Below are 14,469 nucleotides of genomic sequence, written 5' to 3' on the forward strand. Positions count from 1 at the left end.
GAGGCTGTGTCATTAGAATGGGGGCCGATTCATACAATATTAAAATTCCTTCAGGAAATAAGAGGAATTCATAAAAACCTGTCGAATAAGGTTGAAGGATTTGACTATTTTTCAAACATTTTTGAAGGAGGATTTTTTGTATGTGGTTTGTTGTTTTACTCATTCTGGCACTCTATGTTTTGTTTGCCGGCGCCTATTTCTCTCTGGCCAAGAAGGCGGGACTGGACCATATCGCCTGGTTTGCTTTCGTCCCGGTTCTGAACATCATTTTGCAACTGCGGCTGATCAAGCAAAGCGGCTGGTGGGTGTTGATGCTGCTCGTTCCTGTCGCCAACTTGGTATTCCAGATCATCTGGCAGGTTAAACTGCTGAATGCCTTCGGAAAAAACGGCGCTTACGTCCTGTTCTATATTTTCCTGTCTCCGGTTTACGCGATTCAATGGCTCGTGTGGGGCTACTCAAGCAACACTACATATCAGCTTAATAATCCGTTTCCGCCGCACAACAATTTCGCGGCTTAAGCAGCGTCTAGTACATACTTAGTTGTCTAGAAATTCTAGCCAAAACAAAAAGACCGATTCCGTTTCAAACGGATCGGTCTTTTGTTATGTCCGGATGTCTTTATTTACGAGATTCAGAACGGATTCAGAACGTGGAAAAATACGTTAGGGGAGGCCATCCGGTAGTAATAACTGCACCAGCCCGCTCCCTTTTGGTTGAAGCGATTGACCGAGCTATACACCAGACGCTCCTGCTCCAGCTCTTCGATTCGCCCGATCCGGCCATCCACATAATCAAGCAGCCGGACGGCTGCCGTATCCAGCCGGGTCAAGACCCCGCCGTAGCGGATGTCGAGCACTTCCCAGCCAAACGGCTTGAACATGTGCAGCCACTGACTCCGGTGCGCAGCCCGGAGCTCCTTCACCGCCTCCGCGATGGCCGGGAGCACCTCTTCCGCGATCGCTTTCAGCTCCGCGCAATCCCCCGCGTCGTAAGCCCGCTTCAGTTCGATGCCGATCTCACTTTTTCGCCTCAGTACCGCACACAGCTTCTCCGGCACCTCAAAGATGTAATCCAGCTCCGCGTCCTTCGTCCTCCGGTCCCGGATATCCTGCTCCAGCTTTGCATAGTGGGCGGACATGTCCAGCCCTTCGATCTGTTTGTCGAACAAGCCCAGCAGCACGTCCTGGTACAGCAAGAACTTCGAAGGATTACTTTGCTTCCGGTTATTCGGCTCCGCTCCCGGCGTCTCGTCGAGATCCTTCAGCTTCAGGAACGTCTCGGCATCGATCCCCGTACAGAACTTGACTCGCTCCGTTACCTGCTCCCAGGCCGGCTTCCCGGCCGAATACGCATGCTCCGCATAAAACTGCAAGCCCAGCAGCGCCCCGAACGGATTACTTTCCATACCGTCGTCACCCCACATGGTCGCGTACACCTCACGGATGCCCTCTCTCTTGCAGACCTGCAAGGCGGCATCGGTCGCGTTCAGCGAGAGACCGTAGTTGACCCCGAAGGTGTTGAATACCCATACGGCGCCGGCAAACACCAGATTGCAGCCGAGCGGCTTATGTTTGGCGATCAGCTTTTCATAATCCTCTTGCTCCTGATGCGCGTAATCCCAGTAGACCATGTCCACATCCTTAGGAATGCGGCGGGCCATTTCCTCCGGAATCGGAGTCTCGGCATCGTAGTGCTCAGTGCCGTCGGCCGAGGCGAACTTGAGGAACATGTCGCTCCACATCATCGGCTTTAGGCCGCGGCTGCGCGCGGCTTCAAGCACACGCTCCAGATGTCCCGCCATAATGTCGAACCGGGATTGGTAACCGTTCCGGTCCAAGTATTTTCCCCGGCCCAGCTCTTCGGCTTCATCCATACCGACATGAATCTTACGGCTCCGGAACGGCGCGCTTGCCGCCTCCAGCATATTCACGATCAATCGTTCCACCGCTTCATCGCCGACCAGGAGCGCCCCTTTTGTATCTTTATACTTCGATACCGGCTCCCATTTCAGAAATTCCTCCAAATGCGCCAGCGTCTGAATGCTCGGAAAAGCCTCAATCCCGAACTGGTCCGCATAATCGTCGATTTCCCGGAGTTCGGCCTGCGAATACCGTCCCCGCATGTAGCCAAAGTAAGGCTCGCCCTCGATTTCGTAGGTATCCTCCATATACAGCATGACCGAATTCAAGCCCATCAGGGCCATTTTGCGCAGCATGAACTTGAAGCTGTCCACCGTCAACACGCCGTTGCGGGATAAATCGAACATCGGCCCGATCGTGTCGAAATGCTGCTCCTCTTTTATATGAAAAGGTCTTCCGTTCCGCCCATACTGCACAAGCAATCCGAGCCCGCGGAAAAATTGATGTTTCTGCGCATAGCGTATGTAAGCCGCTCCATCTTCGAGCCCAACCTCCAGCCCCCCGCCCGACAGCTCCACTTGAATCTGCTGCCCGTCTCCGGCTTCAATGAACGACAACTCCTGCGACAGCTCCCGGATGCCTGGCAACAGCCCTGCCACGTTCCCGGTAAAATGAAGCTTCATTCGTTCTTCCTCCTCGTATTGAAACGTTTACACAAATTGTATCTTCATCCCGGGAGTCTGGGTAGGGGTAAAATCCGCTTATATATCGCTATACTGCTACTTTCGTAAACTTTTCCTTCTTAACATATTTGGCAAACATCTTACGTACCAGAGGACCGACGATCAGCAATTGCAAGGGATAGGCCATGATCAGATTTTTTGCGAAAATAGCGGGGTATTGCTTCGCAAGTTCACCCCATCCCATACCTGTTTTATGGCTTAGCCAGAAGGTGAACAGTCCGTAGAAGGACATGCAGAAGGCCATCCCGGCCACCATGCAGGACGAAATGGCGATAATCACATGAACTTTCTTCGATTTATTGATTGGCAGCTTCAGGGCCAGCTTCTTGGCAAGCGGGCCTACAAAAAACATATCCAACACAAGGGCGATAACGAACCCTGCGAGAAATTCGAGGATGAGATTCAGGGCCGATATTTCGCCGATGACGCCGTTAATAAGCAGATTGTAAAACGTCATACCTACTACCATTCCGAAACACATCATCAAACCAAAATAAAAGCTGTCTTTTCTTGTTGTCGGCAATTGAATAATCTCCTTTAGAAGTTTTGATCAGTATAGCCGTCCCTCTTCCAACCTCGTAAGTGAACATTCTGTGACAATTATCTCACTCCGTACATCGCAAAAAGACGGCTTTCTGACAAATCAGAAAACCGTCTCCATTCATAGCCGAGCCTTTCGCTACCTCTAAAGTTTAAAGTTCGATTTCCATGTGGCGAACGCCCTGCTCAGCGAGAATGCGCAATCCCGTCAAGCCCTCCGTTGGAGTGCCGCCGCGAACCGTTTTTACCTGTTCCATACCGCGAAGCACCAGCTCCCAAGGTTTATCCGCTCCTTCGGCGGTGACCGTCAGCTTACCTCCCTGACGAGTCACCTTTACCTCCAGTTCATGCTCGCCTTTGACGTTGCATACGGAAGCGGATGCCGTCTCGCCGTCGCCGAGCTCGAACAAATGCAAGGCCACGCCGTCGGCGTAGTCGTAGTCCGGCCGCAGATCGTTCGCGCCCACCGCGATCAGACTGCCCGGGCGGACCATCAGCGGCAGGCTGAAGTAATCATGCCGCTCCTGCACCCAGCGGCCGCCTTCCGTGACGGTACCGCTCAAGAAGTTGGTCCACCGGCCTTCCGGCAAATAATACTTGGCCGTGCCTTCGTCGTTGAAGATCGGGGCGACGAGAAGCGAGTCGCCCAGCATGTACTGGCGGTCCAGCGTTTCGCAGGACGCGTCGTCCGGGAACTCCAGGACCATGGCGCGCATGACCGGCACGCCCGTCCGGGTCGCTTCCACGCTGGTGCCGTACAGATACGGCATCAGCGTGGATTTCAGCTTCGTGAAGTGGCGCAGCACGTCGCTCGCTTCATCGTCGAACAGCCATGGCACCCGGTAGGACTGGCTGCCGTGCAGGCGGCTGTGCGAGGACAGCAGGCCGAAGGCGGACCAGCGCTTGTAAAGGTCCGGCGTGGCCGTGCTCTCGAAGCCGCCGATGTCGTGGCTCCAGAAGCTGAAGCCCGACAGGCCCAGCGACAGACCGCCGCGCAACGTTTCGGCCATCGAGTTGTAAGTGGCCGAGCAGTCGCCGCCCCAATGGACCGGGTACTGCTGCCCTCCCGCCGTAGCTGAGCGGGCGAACACCATCGCTTCATTTTTCCCCTTCGTCTCTTCCAGTACTTCAAACACCGCTTTGTTGTACAAATGCGTGTAATAGTTGTGCATTTTGACCGGATCGGAGCCGTCGAAATAAACCACGTCCGTCGGAATGCGTTCGCCGAAGTCCGTCTTGAAGCAGTCGACGCCCATGTCGATGAGCGCTCTCAGCTTGTCCTGATACCAGCGCACCGCGGCCGGATTCGTGAAGTCTACCAGCCCCATACCGCCTTGCCAGCGATCCCATTGCCAGACGTCGCCGTCCTTCGTTTTCACCAGATAGCCGTTCTCCTTGCCTTCATCGAACAAGTACGACTGCTGCGCGATGTAGGAGTTGATCCAGACGGAGATGTTCAGACCCTTGCTTTTCAAGCGGTTCAACATGCCTTGCGGGTCCGGGAACACGTCCTTGTCCCACTGAAAATCGCACCAATGGAACTCCTTCATCCAGAAGCAATCGAAGTGGAACACGTGCAGCGGAATGTCGCGCTCGATCATGCCGTCGATGAAGCTGTTTACCGTGCCCTCGTCATAGCTGGTCGTAAACGACGTCGTCAACCACAGGCCGTAAGACCAGGCCGGGGGCAGCGCCGGTTTTCCGGTCAGCTTGGTATAGTTGTTCAGCACTTCCTTCAGATTGGAACCGCCGATGATATAATATTTTAACGTTTCGCCAGGTACGCTGAACTGCACCTTGGATACGACCTCCGAAGCCACTTCATAGGAGACGCGCTCCGGATGGTCGACGAACACGCCATAGCCATAGTTGGAGAGATAGAAAGGTACGTTCTTGTAAGCCTGCTCACTGCACGTTCCGCCGTCTTCGTTCCACAGGTCGACGACCTGCCCGTTTTTCACGAACGGTGTAAAGCGTTCGCCGAGCCCGTAAATGTATTCACCTACGCCCAAATCCAGCTGTTCACGAATGTAGGTAGATTGGTCGGGCATTTTCATATGCCCTGGACTCTTATAGCCGCTTCCGGTCAGACGCTTGCCATTGTACATGAAATGCGTGCTCCAGCCCTCGTTCTTATGGACCTCAACACTAAGGTTTCCGCTGGTCAGAGTAGCGATCTCCTCGCCATTTTCGACCGATACCTGTACCCCTTCGTCCACATGCTTTTCGAATACCGGCCCCTTAGGCAGCTTGCCGCTGTGATGAACCAGTTCCACCGCAATAACGTCCGGCATGGGGGAAGTGTAGTTGACGGTCAGAATCGCGGTATTCAGCGTGTCGCCACGCGTGATGATTTTTTTGCAGGAAGCCAGTACGGTCAGTTGCTCCGGCGTTGTGCGTACGCTTCGAACCTCCACCGGATAGTTGAGCGTAACCCCCGGTCTTACGTGCCAATACCCATCAGTAAATTTCATCCCTGTTCCTCCACCTGTCTATATATATTTATAAAAAATACGGCCTAAGCTCCGGCACAATATCCAGCGGCGATTGGCCGGTCAGTGCGTTCACCAGATTTTTTGCGGCAGACATCGCCATATTGATCCGGGTTTCGGCCGTGGCCGACCCGATATGCGGCAGGGTTACCACATGGTCCATCCGCAGAAGCGGATGGTCCGGCGAAACCGGCTCCTGCTCGTAGACGTCCAGCCCCGCGCCTGCGATCCATTTCTCCTCAAGCGCTTTGACGAGCGCTTCTTCCCGAACCGTCTCCCCGCGGGAAACGTTGATAAAAATAGCATTTTGCTTCATGAGCTTGAACTGTGCCTCATCCATCAAATGCCGGGTCTCCGGTGTCAGCGGGGTTAGAAGGAGCACGAAATCCGAGGTGCTCAGCAATTCCTCCAGCCCGCAGTAGGTCAATCCAAGCCGTTCCTCCGCTTCCGGTTTACACCGGCGGTTGTAATAGGCAACGTCCATTTCAAAACCGAGACTGGCCCGGCGGGCCACCGCCTCGCCGATCCGGCCCATGCCGATAATGCCGAGCCGTTTATGATGCACATCCAATCCGTACAGTTCCGCATCCATGCCTTTTCTCCATTGTCCTGCCTTCACCAGACGGTCGAGCTCCGTCACTCTGCGGGCGGACGACAGGAGTAACGCCATCGCCAGGTCGGCTACCGTATCGTCCAAGACGTAAGGCGTATGGGTGGCTACGATTCTCCGTTCTTTTAGGGCCTGTAAGTCCAAGTTGTTATATCCCGCGGATAAATTCGCAACAACTCTCAGCTTTGTGCCGGCGGCGAGCACCTGTTCATGAATCGGCGTGCCCGTCACCAACAGCCCTTCGGCCTCTCCGACTTCCTCCGCCAGCTTGGAATCGGTAATGTCTCCCGGCCCTTGCCAATAACGGCACTCGCAATGTTGCTCCAGGAACTCCGCCGCTTGCTCAGGTAATTCCCGCGCAATATATACCAAAGGCTTCATGCTCTCTCCCCTTCCATAGGCAGGCGGTGCAATTCCGCCACTAATCCTTCATAGCCCCGGCCGTAACCCCGCCGACCACATATTTCTGCATAGATACAAAGATGATGATGATCGGCAAAGCCGCCAGCGTAGCTACTGCCATCAGGTTGTTCCATTCAGTGCCGTACTGCCCGATAAAGCGGTACAGTCCGAGCGTCAGCGGACGAACTTCGTTGCTGGAGGTCAGCGTCAGGGCGAAAATAAAGTCTCCCCACCCGAACAGGAAGCAGAAGGCGCCGACTGTCATCAAGCCGGGCTTCACCAGCGGCAGGATGATCTTAGTAAACGAGGTGAACTTGTTGCAGCCGTCGATCTTCGCCGCTTCCTCCAAGCCGCCCGGCAAAGCCAGGAAAAACGGACGGAGCGTAATGATGGCAAACGGCAGTGAGTGAATCAAATCCGCGAAGATCAGTCCGGCAAAATTGTCGATCAGCTGGACCTTGGAAAACATGATATACAGCGGCATCGCCATCATAATTCCCGGCAGCATTTGAATCGACAGCACCGAAATCATGATCAGCGCTTTCCCCTTAATAGAGAGCCGTGCCAAAGCGTAGGCTGCCGGAACCGACAGGAGCAGCGACAGAATCATGGTTCCAGCGGCGATAATGAAGCTGTTTCCGATATAGCCAATCATGTCCTGGTTACGGACAAAGTTATTGATATACGATTCGAACGTAGCCGCGACCGGCAAAATATGAGGCGGATTGTGGTACAGCTCCGCAACCGGCGTAACCGAGGTTTTAACCATCCAATACACCGGGAAAAGAAAGACGATCATAATCAGAATGCCGATCAAGGTTCCACCGGCGGAACGCCATTTTGTCTTTGTCATTTAGTGGACCTCCTCTTTGCTGGACATTCTCAGGTACACGATGGAAATGACGATCAGAATCAAGAACATGATCATCGACACCGAAGCGCCCTGACTGAATTCAAGCGTCGTGAAGGACATTTGATACGCGTAAATCGGCAGTACAGTCGAAGACGTTACCGGTCCGCCCGAGGTCATGATGAAAATCAGATCGAACACTTTGAAGGTATTGATGATCCCCAGAATCAGCAGCACGAGAATCGTCGGGCGCATCAGCGGGAGAGTAATATGCCGGAATTGCACGAGCCGGTTGGCCCCGTCCAGCTTGGCCGCTTCATACAAGTGGTCGGGCAAGCCTTGCAGACCGGACAACAGAATGATCATGTTGAACGGAATCCCGATCCAGATGTTCGCTACCACCGTACCGAGCAATGCGGTGCTTCCTTCGCTCAACCAGTTGATCGGATGGTCAATGATTCCTAACGTTTGCAGAAAATAGTTGATGACCCCGAAATCCCCGGACATCATCCACTGAAACACGGTACCGCTGATGACCACCGGCAGCATCCAGGCCAGCAGCATTAAGGAACGGAACAGATTGCGTCCCGGAAATTTCAAATTAAAGAACAACGCGAGCGCAAAGCCGATTGTAAATTGAAAAAACAAGCTCAACACCGTAAATACGACGGAATTTTGCAATGCCGTATAGAATACGGGATCTTTTAAGGATTTCATGTAATTGGCGAAACCGATGAAATCGTGTTTTCCGCTCAAGTTGTACACGTTGACGTTCTGAAAACTCATGATCAGGTTGTAGATCAACGGAAAGCCAATAAAAATAACCATAAATACTAACGCAGGCAATACAAACAAATAACTGTTCCACGATGAAAACCATTTCGCTTTACGGGACAGCGTGTAACTCCCGCTTGCTCCTGACTTGTGGGACATAACCTCTCCCCCTATTTCTGTTGGTATGAGGGACACGCAGGGGGTTCCTTTCTCGTCCCTGCGCATCCCGCTTAACTATTACAATGCTGTTATTTTTTCAGGAGCGGCTCAATTTTGTCGCCCGCTTCTTTCACCGCTTGCTCCGGTGTCTTGCTTCCGGAAATGACTTCTTGAATCATGATTTGGATGGCTTCGGACATTTTCGGATACTCCGGTCCGTACGCTCTCGCTTTAGCGACTTCCATCGCATCGGCAAATACTTTCAGATCTTTGTCATCCTGCCAGAACGGATCCTGCAGCAGGTCAGAACGGCTTGGGAGGCGTCCGGCAGCCTGATCAAACGCTTTCAAACGTTCTGGCTCGTTGGCGAATTTGATAATATCGAAGGCGATATCCTTATTTTTGGATGCGTTTGTAATCGCCCAGTTTTCCCCGCCGAGAATGGTACCGCCTTGCTTGTTCTCCGGCAATTGGACAACGCCCCAGTTTACTTTGCCTTCTTTTTTCAGGAGTGGAATCTGCCAGGTACCGTTGATCATCATGGCCACTTTGCCTGTCGAGAACTGCACTACGGTATCGGATTGCTTCTGGTTAATGACTTCCTTGGACATATAGCCGTTCTTCACCATATCCTGGAGCAGCGTAGCCGCCTCGATCGTACCCTCGCTGTTGAAGTTCGGGATATCCGAACCGGATTGGTACATCAGCGGAAGGAACTGGAAGGTGCCTTCTTCGGTTTTCACCGCGGTCATCGCAAAGCCGTACACATCCTTCGTAGTCAGTTGTTTAGCGGCTTCTTTCAGTTCTTCCCAGTTCGTTGGAGGCGTCAAGCCTTTGGCTTCAAACATATCTTTGTTGTAATAGAGGGCCAGGTTGTTGCTTCCGATCGGCACCCCATAGTTCTTGCCATCATACACGGTCGAGGACCAAGGACCTTCGTAATATTTATCCGCTTGTCCCCATTCCTTGATCGGTTCAGTCAAGTCCGCCAGGATGCCTGCAGCGGCAAATGCTTGGTGATCGGGATTGTCCAGCCAAACGATGTCCGGCATTTGATTGCCAACCGATCCGAGCAGCAGTTTGTTTTTAATATCCGCAAAAGAAATATAAGTCCGTTCGATTTTTACGTTCGGGTTAGCAGCTTCGTAATCGGCGATGATCTCTTTCAACGCACCTTGAGTGGCTTCGCTGGTCATCGAATCCCACCATTGAATGACAACCTTGTCTCCGTCTTTGCCGGAGCTTCCCGAATTGCCGGAACCCGACTCCGTTTTTGGAGCACATGCCGATAACAAGACAACCAATGCTACCATTGCCACCATGAGAGCCCTTACATTTTTGAACATGACCTTTCCCCCTACTGTGTTGTTTATTTGCATGCACTGCCGTTTGTCCTGATGTCTTAGAAAACGGTAGGCAGTTATGCCGACACCAAACTTCTGCCATAACATCACTCATATTCAAATCATATTACCAATCATAAAATGATGTACGTACATCATTTTGAGGTAAAAAACAGCGTTATTACTCATTTACTGTTCAGATGTAATAACGCGCGTTTTCTCTGGTCACCAGCTCCAGCTTGGTGATGTTTTCTTTCATGCCGACTTTGTCGCCGGTCACAAGATGGTCGAACATCGATTTGACGGTCAGATATCCCTGATTCACCGGGTCCTGGCAGATCGTTGCGGTAACGATCCCTTTTTTCATATATTGATAGGTTTCGTCCGTCATGTCGTGACCGATCAGAACCGGTCGGTTCTCTGCGGGATACTCTTCCAGATGTTTGGCGACGACGTCGAGCCGGGCACTGGATACGTAAATACCGTCCACTTGCCGGAAGTAATCGGCGAAAGCCTCGGGAGATTCATAATCCTCCTGGCTTAACTTGAGCGGGCCGACCATTTCAATATGGTCGTATTCCGCAACGACTTCACGGAATCCCGTCACCTTCTGCTGCATTTGAAAATTCGTGTAGGACATTACCAAACCCACCCGGGTCTTGCCTCCGAGAAACTTGCACAACGCATCCGCCGCAAGGCGGCCGGCAATCCGGTAGTCGCAGCCTACATAGAACAGTCTCTTGCTGAGCGGCGAGTCGCTGTTGAACGTACAGATGGCAATCCCTTGATCCACACCGCGGTCGATCAGATCGGCCATTTCCTGCGGATCGTTCGGCGACAGTGCAATCGCGTCATATTTTCCGGAATCGATCAATTGCTGCACAATTTTCTTTTGCGGATCCAGATCGTATTTCTCGGAGCGGATGATAGTGACATTAAGACCGTAATCGCGGAATTCATCGATTGCAATCTGAACGCCCTTCTCCACCTGCTTCCAGAAATATTCCGGAAGTTCAGGGAACACAATCGCCATGGAGTAATCATTCATCCGCGACAAAAAGCTCGCAGATTTGTTGGGCATATAATTCAATTCTTTGATCTTATCCATGACCTTATCGTAGGTTTGGCGCTTTACGTTACCCCGGTTATTCAACACCCGGTCCAGCGTAGCAACGGAAACCCCGATTTGCTTGGCCAATTCCTTGATCGTTAAACGTCTCTCTTGTTCCATACTCTATCCTCTGCCATTCTATTTTTCTTGGCTAAAGAGCTTGTTCAGGGGCCGCTCTCCGTGCACGAAGTGATAACCCGACTCTTTGAACACCTCTTTGATGGTTTCATAATAACAACCTGAGAAGGAAGTGTCAACGCTTTCATGATTGAATTCTAGATATTTTTGATGTACGGACATCATTTTATTAATTAAAATATTCGTTAAGCCTGAGTTTACCCTCTGTCTACAGCCCCGGCCAGTCAGTTTCCCTGCAATAACCTGTTTGTTACTCTAACTACTGCGGTACTGTTACTATTTGCTCGTTTCATCTACATGGTGCTGTGAAGTTACTTTAGATGGGGTTCTTGTTACTCTATCTACTGCGGCACTGTTACTATTTGCTCGCTCCATTTATTCAGTGCTGTGAGGTTACTTCTTCCGGGGGTTCTTATTACTCTAACTACTGCGGTACTGTTACTATCTGCTCGTTCCATCTACATGGTGCTGTGAGGTTCCTTCTACTGAGGTTAAAGTTACTTAAACTGCTCAATGTGATTAATTAACTGTATAACCTACAGCTATTTAAGCCCACTCTGCTCATTTGCAGCATTTAGCTGGAAAAACTACAGTTAATTTCGTGGAAATGGCACCATACCCGCCGAAACCTTGAAATTACTATAAAGCCCCCTAATCACCTTGGACACTTTCAGGCTAAACGATATACAATAAAAATTAGCTGGAGGTAGTTCGAATGAGAGTTCAGCACAGTAAGTTCGATGAGCTGCGAATACAGGTCGTCGAGGAAGCACTGGACCGGGGGAATGTGGCACTAACCGCTCGAAAACATGGTATCTCCCCCTACTCTTTATACAAATGGGTAAAACAATACCGAGATGAGGTGGAGATAACGATGGGTAAGAAGAAAGACCTGAATAACCTTAATCCACAGACTGCCCAGGAATGGGAACAGAAATATGAGCAGGCAGCTAAACTTCTTGGTGAGAAAGAACTTGAGATAGCGATCCTGCGAGAACTTGTAAAAAAAAAGTATCCACACATCCAATTCAAGTGGCCCGAAAATGGATCCTGAAAGGCTACAAGGTGCGTCCCGTGCTTAGGATCTGTGGTGTGCCGCATTCTACTTACTACTATTCTCTCAAGCATACGAGCCCTAAACAAGCACCTAAAGGTGGCCGTCCTGTATCGGGATATTCCTATACTTTTGAAGGGAAGAAAGTGACAGATACACGAATCAAACGCCTGATTATAAAGCTGTTGGAAGGCGAGGAACACACCTACGGATACCGAAAGCTGACCATCGCCTTACGCCGGCAACATAACCTTAAGATTAACAAAAAGAAGGTGTACAGGCTCTGCAAAGAACTTGGTATCCTAGGCAAGCCTGTAAAACCCAAACACTCCTATCCGCGCAGACTAGCGAACAACATGGAAGTAACAGGTCCAAACCAATTGTGGCAAATGGACATTAAGTATGGTTTCATCGCTGGCCTGGAGCGGTATTTTTACACTGCAAGCATTATAGATGTATACGATCGTAGCGTAGTTGGACAGTACCGTGGCAAGGAATCCAAGACAGAAGACTTGCTTACTACTCTGCACAAGGCTCTTTTAAAAAGAAGTGTGTACACGCAAGGAACGCCACTCGTAGTGCGTACCGACAATGGTCCGCAATTCAAGAGCCACAAGTTCAGAGCGTTTTTTGAAAACAACGAAATGCTGATCCATGAAAGAACACCGAATCGAACGCCAAACAAAAATGCGTATATTGAATCGTTTCACAGCATCTTGGAACGAGAGTGTTTCAGATGCCATATCTTTATGAGTTTTGAAGAAGCATTCGATGTTCTTGACCAATTCATGGACTTCTATAATAACCGCCGAATTCACATGAGTTTATACGGCTACTCCCCTGCTCAATTTATAGAAAAGTTAGAGAAAAACGAAGTAACTGCATTTAAAATTGCCGTATAACTGCGTGTAACCAGGGTTTGATCCTAAAGTGTCCAATATTCGGGGGCCCGGCCGATTAGATGTAGGTTTTACAGTTAATTATCGCGCAACCCTGCAAATTCAAATATTAGCTGTAGATTTTGCAGTTAATTGGAGACCGCCACTGGACCCCCACAGGCCCCGATGGGCCTTACCCACCCCTACCTACAAAAAAACTGCCTCGGAAATGTGAATTTCCAAGGCAGTCCAACGCCAAATGATTGTGCTAGCACGATTATGCCAGCGCAAATACATCGGCATTATCGTGATATGCTTATGACGGCGTTTTCTCCATCCGTTTAATTTGTTTGCTTCTAAGCTGGCCGCATGCGGCATCGATGTCCGTTCCGTGCTCCAGCCGGACGCTGACGCTGACGTTCTGCTTCTTAAGCTCGTCGTAGAAGCCAAGAATTGCATCCTGGTCGCTGCGCTGGTATTGGCTGTGCTCGTCGACGGGATTGTACGGAATCAGGTTGACGTTGATTGAAGGTCTCCGGTCTCCGATCAGCTCCGCCAATTCCATCGCATGCTCGCGCTGGTCGTTGACCTCCCGCAGCAAAATATACTCCAACGTGACCCGCTGGTTCGTCTTCTCCATAAAGTAATCGATCGCCGGCAACAATTCCTCGATTGGAATAGCTCGGTTAATCTTCATAATCCGCGTGCGCAGTTCATTGTTCGGCGCATGCAGCGATACGGCCAGATTCACGCGGAGGTTGAGATCCGCGAATTCCCGGATTTTGTCCGCAAGTCCGCTGGTCGATACGGTAATATGTCTAGGTCCGATTGCCAGACCCTTGGCATCCATCACCGTGCGCAAGAAGTTCACGAGATGCGTGAAATTGTCGAACGGTTCGCCGATCCCCATAACCACGATATGGCTGACCAGTTCTCCTTTACCGGCAGCATCCAAGAAATGCTGGACCTTCATGATCTGTTCCGTAATTTCCGCCGACGTTAAATCCCTGCTCTTCTTCAGTAAGCCGCTGGCGCAAAAGCTGCAGCCGATATTGCAGCCTACTTGCGTCGTCACGCATACGGACAACCCGAATTTATGTCTCATCAGCACCGTCTCAATCAGATTGCCATCTTCCAGCTTGAACAGGAATTTGACGGTTCCGTCGGTAGACTCCTGTTTTGTATGCACAGCCAGCGTTTGAATGGAAAAGTGCTCCTCCAGCAAAGCCGCTACCTCCGGCTTCACCGCATTCATCATCCCAAAATCGGACGTCCGTTGACGGTACAAGCCGTCCCATACCTGCAAGGCCCGGGATTTTTTGTGGCCGTGTTCCTCCAGCCAAGCCCCGAGCTGATCTAAAGTTAATCCATAAATGGATGGTTTATTCATGTGCCTGCCTCTTTCTTTTGAAAAACTATGAATGATCTCCTGCTATTGAGTGCAATCTGTTCTATTGTCCCAAATTTTTAATATGAACACAAGCAAGTTCAGGATACCAGATTATTGCTTGGC

The 14,469-nt window shown here is 50.9% G+C and carries 12 protein-coding genes; 3 read left to right on the forward strand and 9 right to left on the reverse strand.

Annotation, left to right across the window (positions count from 1 at the left end; all coding sequences use genetic code 11):
- Positions 1-140: 140 nt before the first annotated feature.
- Complete coding sequence (locus NYE70_RS16490) at positions 141-521, forward strand: DUF5684 domain-containing protein (protein WP_290406813.1); 381 nt, start codon at positions 141-143, stop codon at positions 519-521.
- 113 nt (positions 522-634) lie between these two features.
- Here the strand turns inward: NYE70_RS16490 and NYE70_RS16495 are convergent, their stop codons facing one another.
- From NYE70_RS16495 to NYE70_RS16530, 8 genes are all read right to left on the reverse strand, one after another.
- Positions 635-2,545: a beta-N-acetylhexosaminidase gene (locus NYE70_RS16495; protein ID WP_341046941.1), complete on the reverse strand. Its 1,911-nt coding sequence runs from the start codon at positions 2,543-2,545 to the stop codon at positions 635-637.
- An 88-nt stretch (positions 2,546-2,633) separates the two neighbouring features.
- Positions 2,634-3,128: a DUF2798 domain-containing protein gene (locus NYE70_RS16500; protein ID WP_290406811.1), complete on the reverse strand. Its 495-nt coding sequence runs from the start codon at positions 3,126-3,128 to the stop codon at positions 2,634-2,636.
- A gap of 169 nt (positions 3,129-3,297) precedes the next feature.
- On the reverse strand, positions 3,298-5,619 hold the full coding sequence (yicI, locus tag NYE70_RS16505; protein ID WP_341046942.1) for an alpha-xylosidase: 2,322 nt from the start codon (positions 5,617-5,619) through the stop codon (positions 3,298-3,300).
- 28 nt (positions 5,620-5,647) lie between these two features.
- Positions 5,648-6,628 carry a 2-hydroxyacid dehydrogenase gene (locus NYE70_RS16510; protein WP_341046944.1) on the reverse strand — a complete coding sequence of 327 codons (981 nt, stop codon included), beginning with the start codon at positions 6,626-6,628 and terminating at the stop codon, positions 5,648-5,650.
- A 40-nt stretch (positions 6,629-6,668) separates the two neighbouring features.
- Complete coding sequence (locus NYE70_RS16515; RefSeq protein WP_341046946.1) at positions 6,669-7,502, reverse strand: carbohydrate ABC transporter permease; 834 nt, start codon at positions 7,500-7,502, stop codon at positions 6,669-6,671.
- A complete protein-coding gene (locus NYE70_RS16520) occupies positions 7,503-8,432 on the reverse strand; it encodes a carbohydrate ABC transporter permease (RefSeq protein WP_211023134.1) in 930 nt (309 codons plus the stop codon).
- Positions 8,433-8,521: 89 nt separating this feature from the next.
- Positions 8,522-9,778, reverse strand: a complete 1,257-nt coding sequence (locus tag NYE70_RS16525) for a sugar ABC transporter substrate-binding protein (RefSeq protein ID WP_211023136.1) — start codon at positions 9,776-9,778, stop codon at positions 8,522-8,524.
- Positions 9,779-9,971: 193 nt separating this feature from the next.
- Positions 9,972-11,006: a LacI family DNA-binding transcriptional regulator gene (locus NYE70_RS16530; protein ID WP_290406807.1), complete on the reverse strand. Its 1,035-nt coding sequence runs from the start codon at positions 11,004-11,006 to the stop codon at positions 9,972-9,974.
- Between the two features lie 733 nt (positions 11,007-11,739).
- Between NYE70_RS16530 and NYE70_RS16535 the strand changes: the two genes are divergently transcribed.
- Complete coding sequence (locus NYE70_RS16535) at positions 11,740-12,078, forward strand: helix-turn-helix domain-containing protein (protein ID WP_213653792.1); 339 nt, start codon at positions 11,740-11,742, stop codon at positions 12,076-12,078.
- An 11-nt stretch (positions 12,079-12,089) separates the two neighbouring features.
- Positions 12,090-12,980 carry an IS3 family transposase gene (locus NYE70_RS16540; RefSeq protein WP_341044902.1) on the forward strand — a complete coding sequence of 297 codons (891 nt, stop codon included), beginning with the start codon at positions 12,090-12,092 and terminating at the stop codon, positions 12,978-12,980.
- Positions 12,981-13,272: 292 nt separating this feature from the next.
- Here the strand turns inward: NYE70_RS16540 and rlmN are convergent, their stop codons facing one another.
- A complete protein-coding gene (gene rlmN / locus NYE70_RS16545; protein ID WP_213653549.1) occupies positions 13,273-14,346 on the reverse strand; it encodes a 23S rRNA (adenine(2503)-C(2))-methyltransferase RlmN in 1,074 nt (357 codons plus the stop codon).
- Positions 14,347-14,469 lie beyond the last annotated feature (123 nt).

Source organism: Paenibacillus sp. FSL R5-0407 (assembly GCF_038009185.1).
GTDB lineage: Bacteria > Bacillota > Bacilli > Paenibacillales > Paenibacillaceae > Fontibacillus > Fontibacillus vini.

What these genes read in the sequence shown, in the direction of transcription:
- yicI (WP_341046942.1), bottom strand. Translation starts at nt 5,619, where the DNA reads ATGAAATTTACTGATGGGTATTGGCACGTAAGACCGGGGGTTACGCTC.
- NYE70_RS16495 (WP_341046941.1), bottom strand. Translation starts at nt 2,545, where the DNA reads ATGAAGCTTCATTTTACCGGGAACGTGGCAGGGCTGTTGCCAGGCATC.
- NYE70_RS16535 (WP_213653792.1), top strand. Translation starts at nt 11,740, where the DNA reads ATGAGAGTTCAGCACAGTAAGTTCGATGAGCTGCGAATACAGGTCGTC.
- NYE70_RS16510 (WP_341046944.1), bottom strand. Translation starts at nt 6,628, where the DNA reads ATGAAGCCTTTGGTATATATTGCGCGGGAATTACCTGAGCAAGCGGCG.
- NYE70_RS16515 (WP_341046946.1), bottom strand. Translation starts at nt 7,502, where the DNA reads ATGACAAAGACAAAATGGCGTTCCGCCGGTGGAACCTTGATCGGCATT.
- NYE70_RS16490 (WP_290406813.1), top strand. Translation starts at nt 141, where the DNA reads ATGTGGTTTGTTGTTTTACTCATTCTGGCACTCTATGTTTTGTTTGCC.
- NYE70_RS16530 (WP_290406807.1), bottom strand. Translation starts at nt 11,006, where the DNA reads ATGGAACAAGAGAGACGTTTAACGATCAAGGAATTGGCCAAGCAAATC.
- NYE70_RS16520 (WP_211023134.1), bottom strand. Translation starts at nt 8,432, where the DNA reads ATGTCCCACAAGTCAGGAGCAAGCGGGAGTTACACGCTGTCCCGTAAA.
- rlmN (WP_213653549.1), bottom strand. Translation starts at nt 14,346, where the DNA reads ATGAATAAACCATCCATTTATGGATTAACTTTAGATCAGCTCGGGGCT.
- NYE70_RS16525 (WP_211023136.1), bottom strand. Translation starts at nt 9,778, where the DNA reads ATGTTCAAAAATGTAAGGGCTCTCATGGTGGCAATGGTAGCATTGGTT.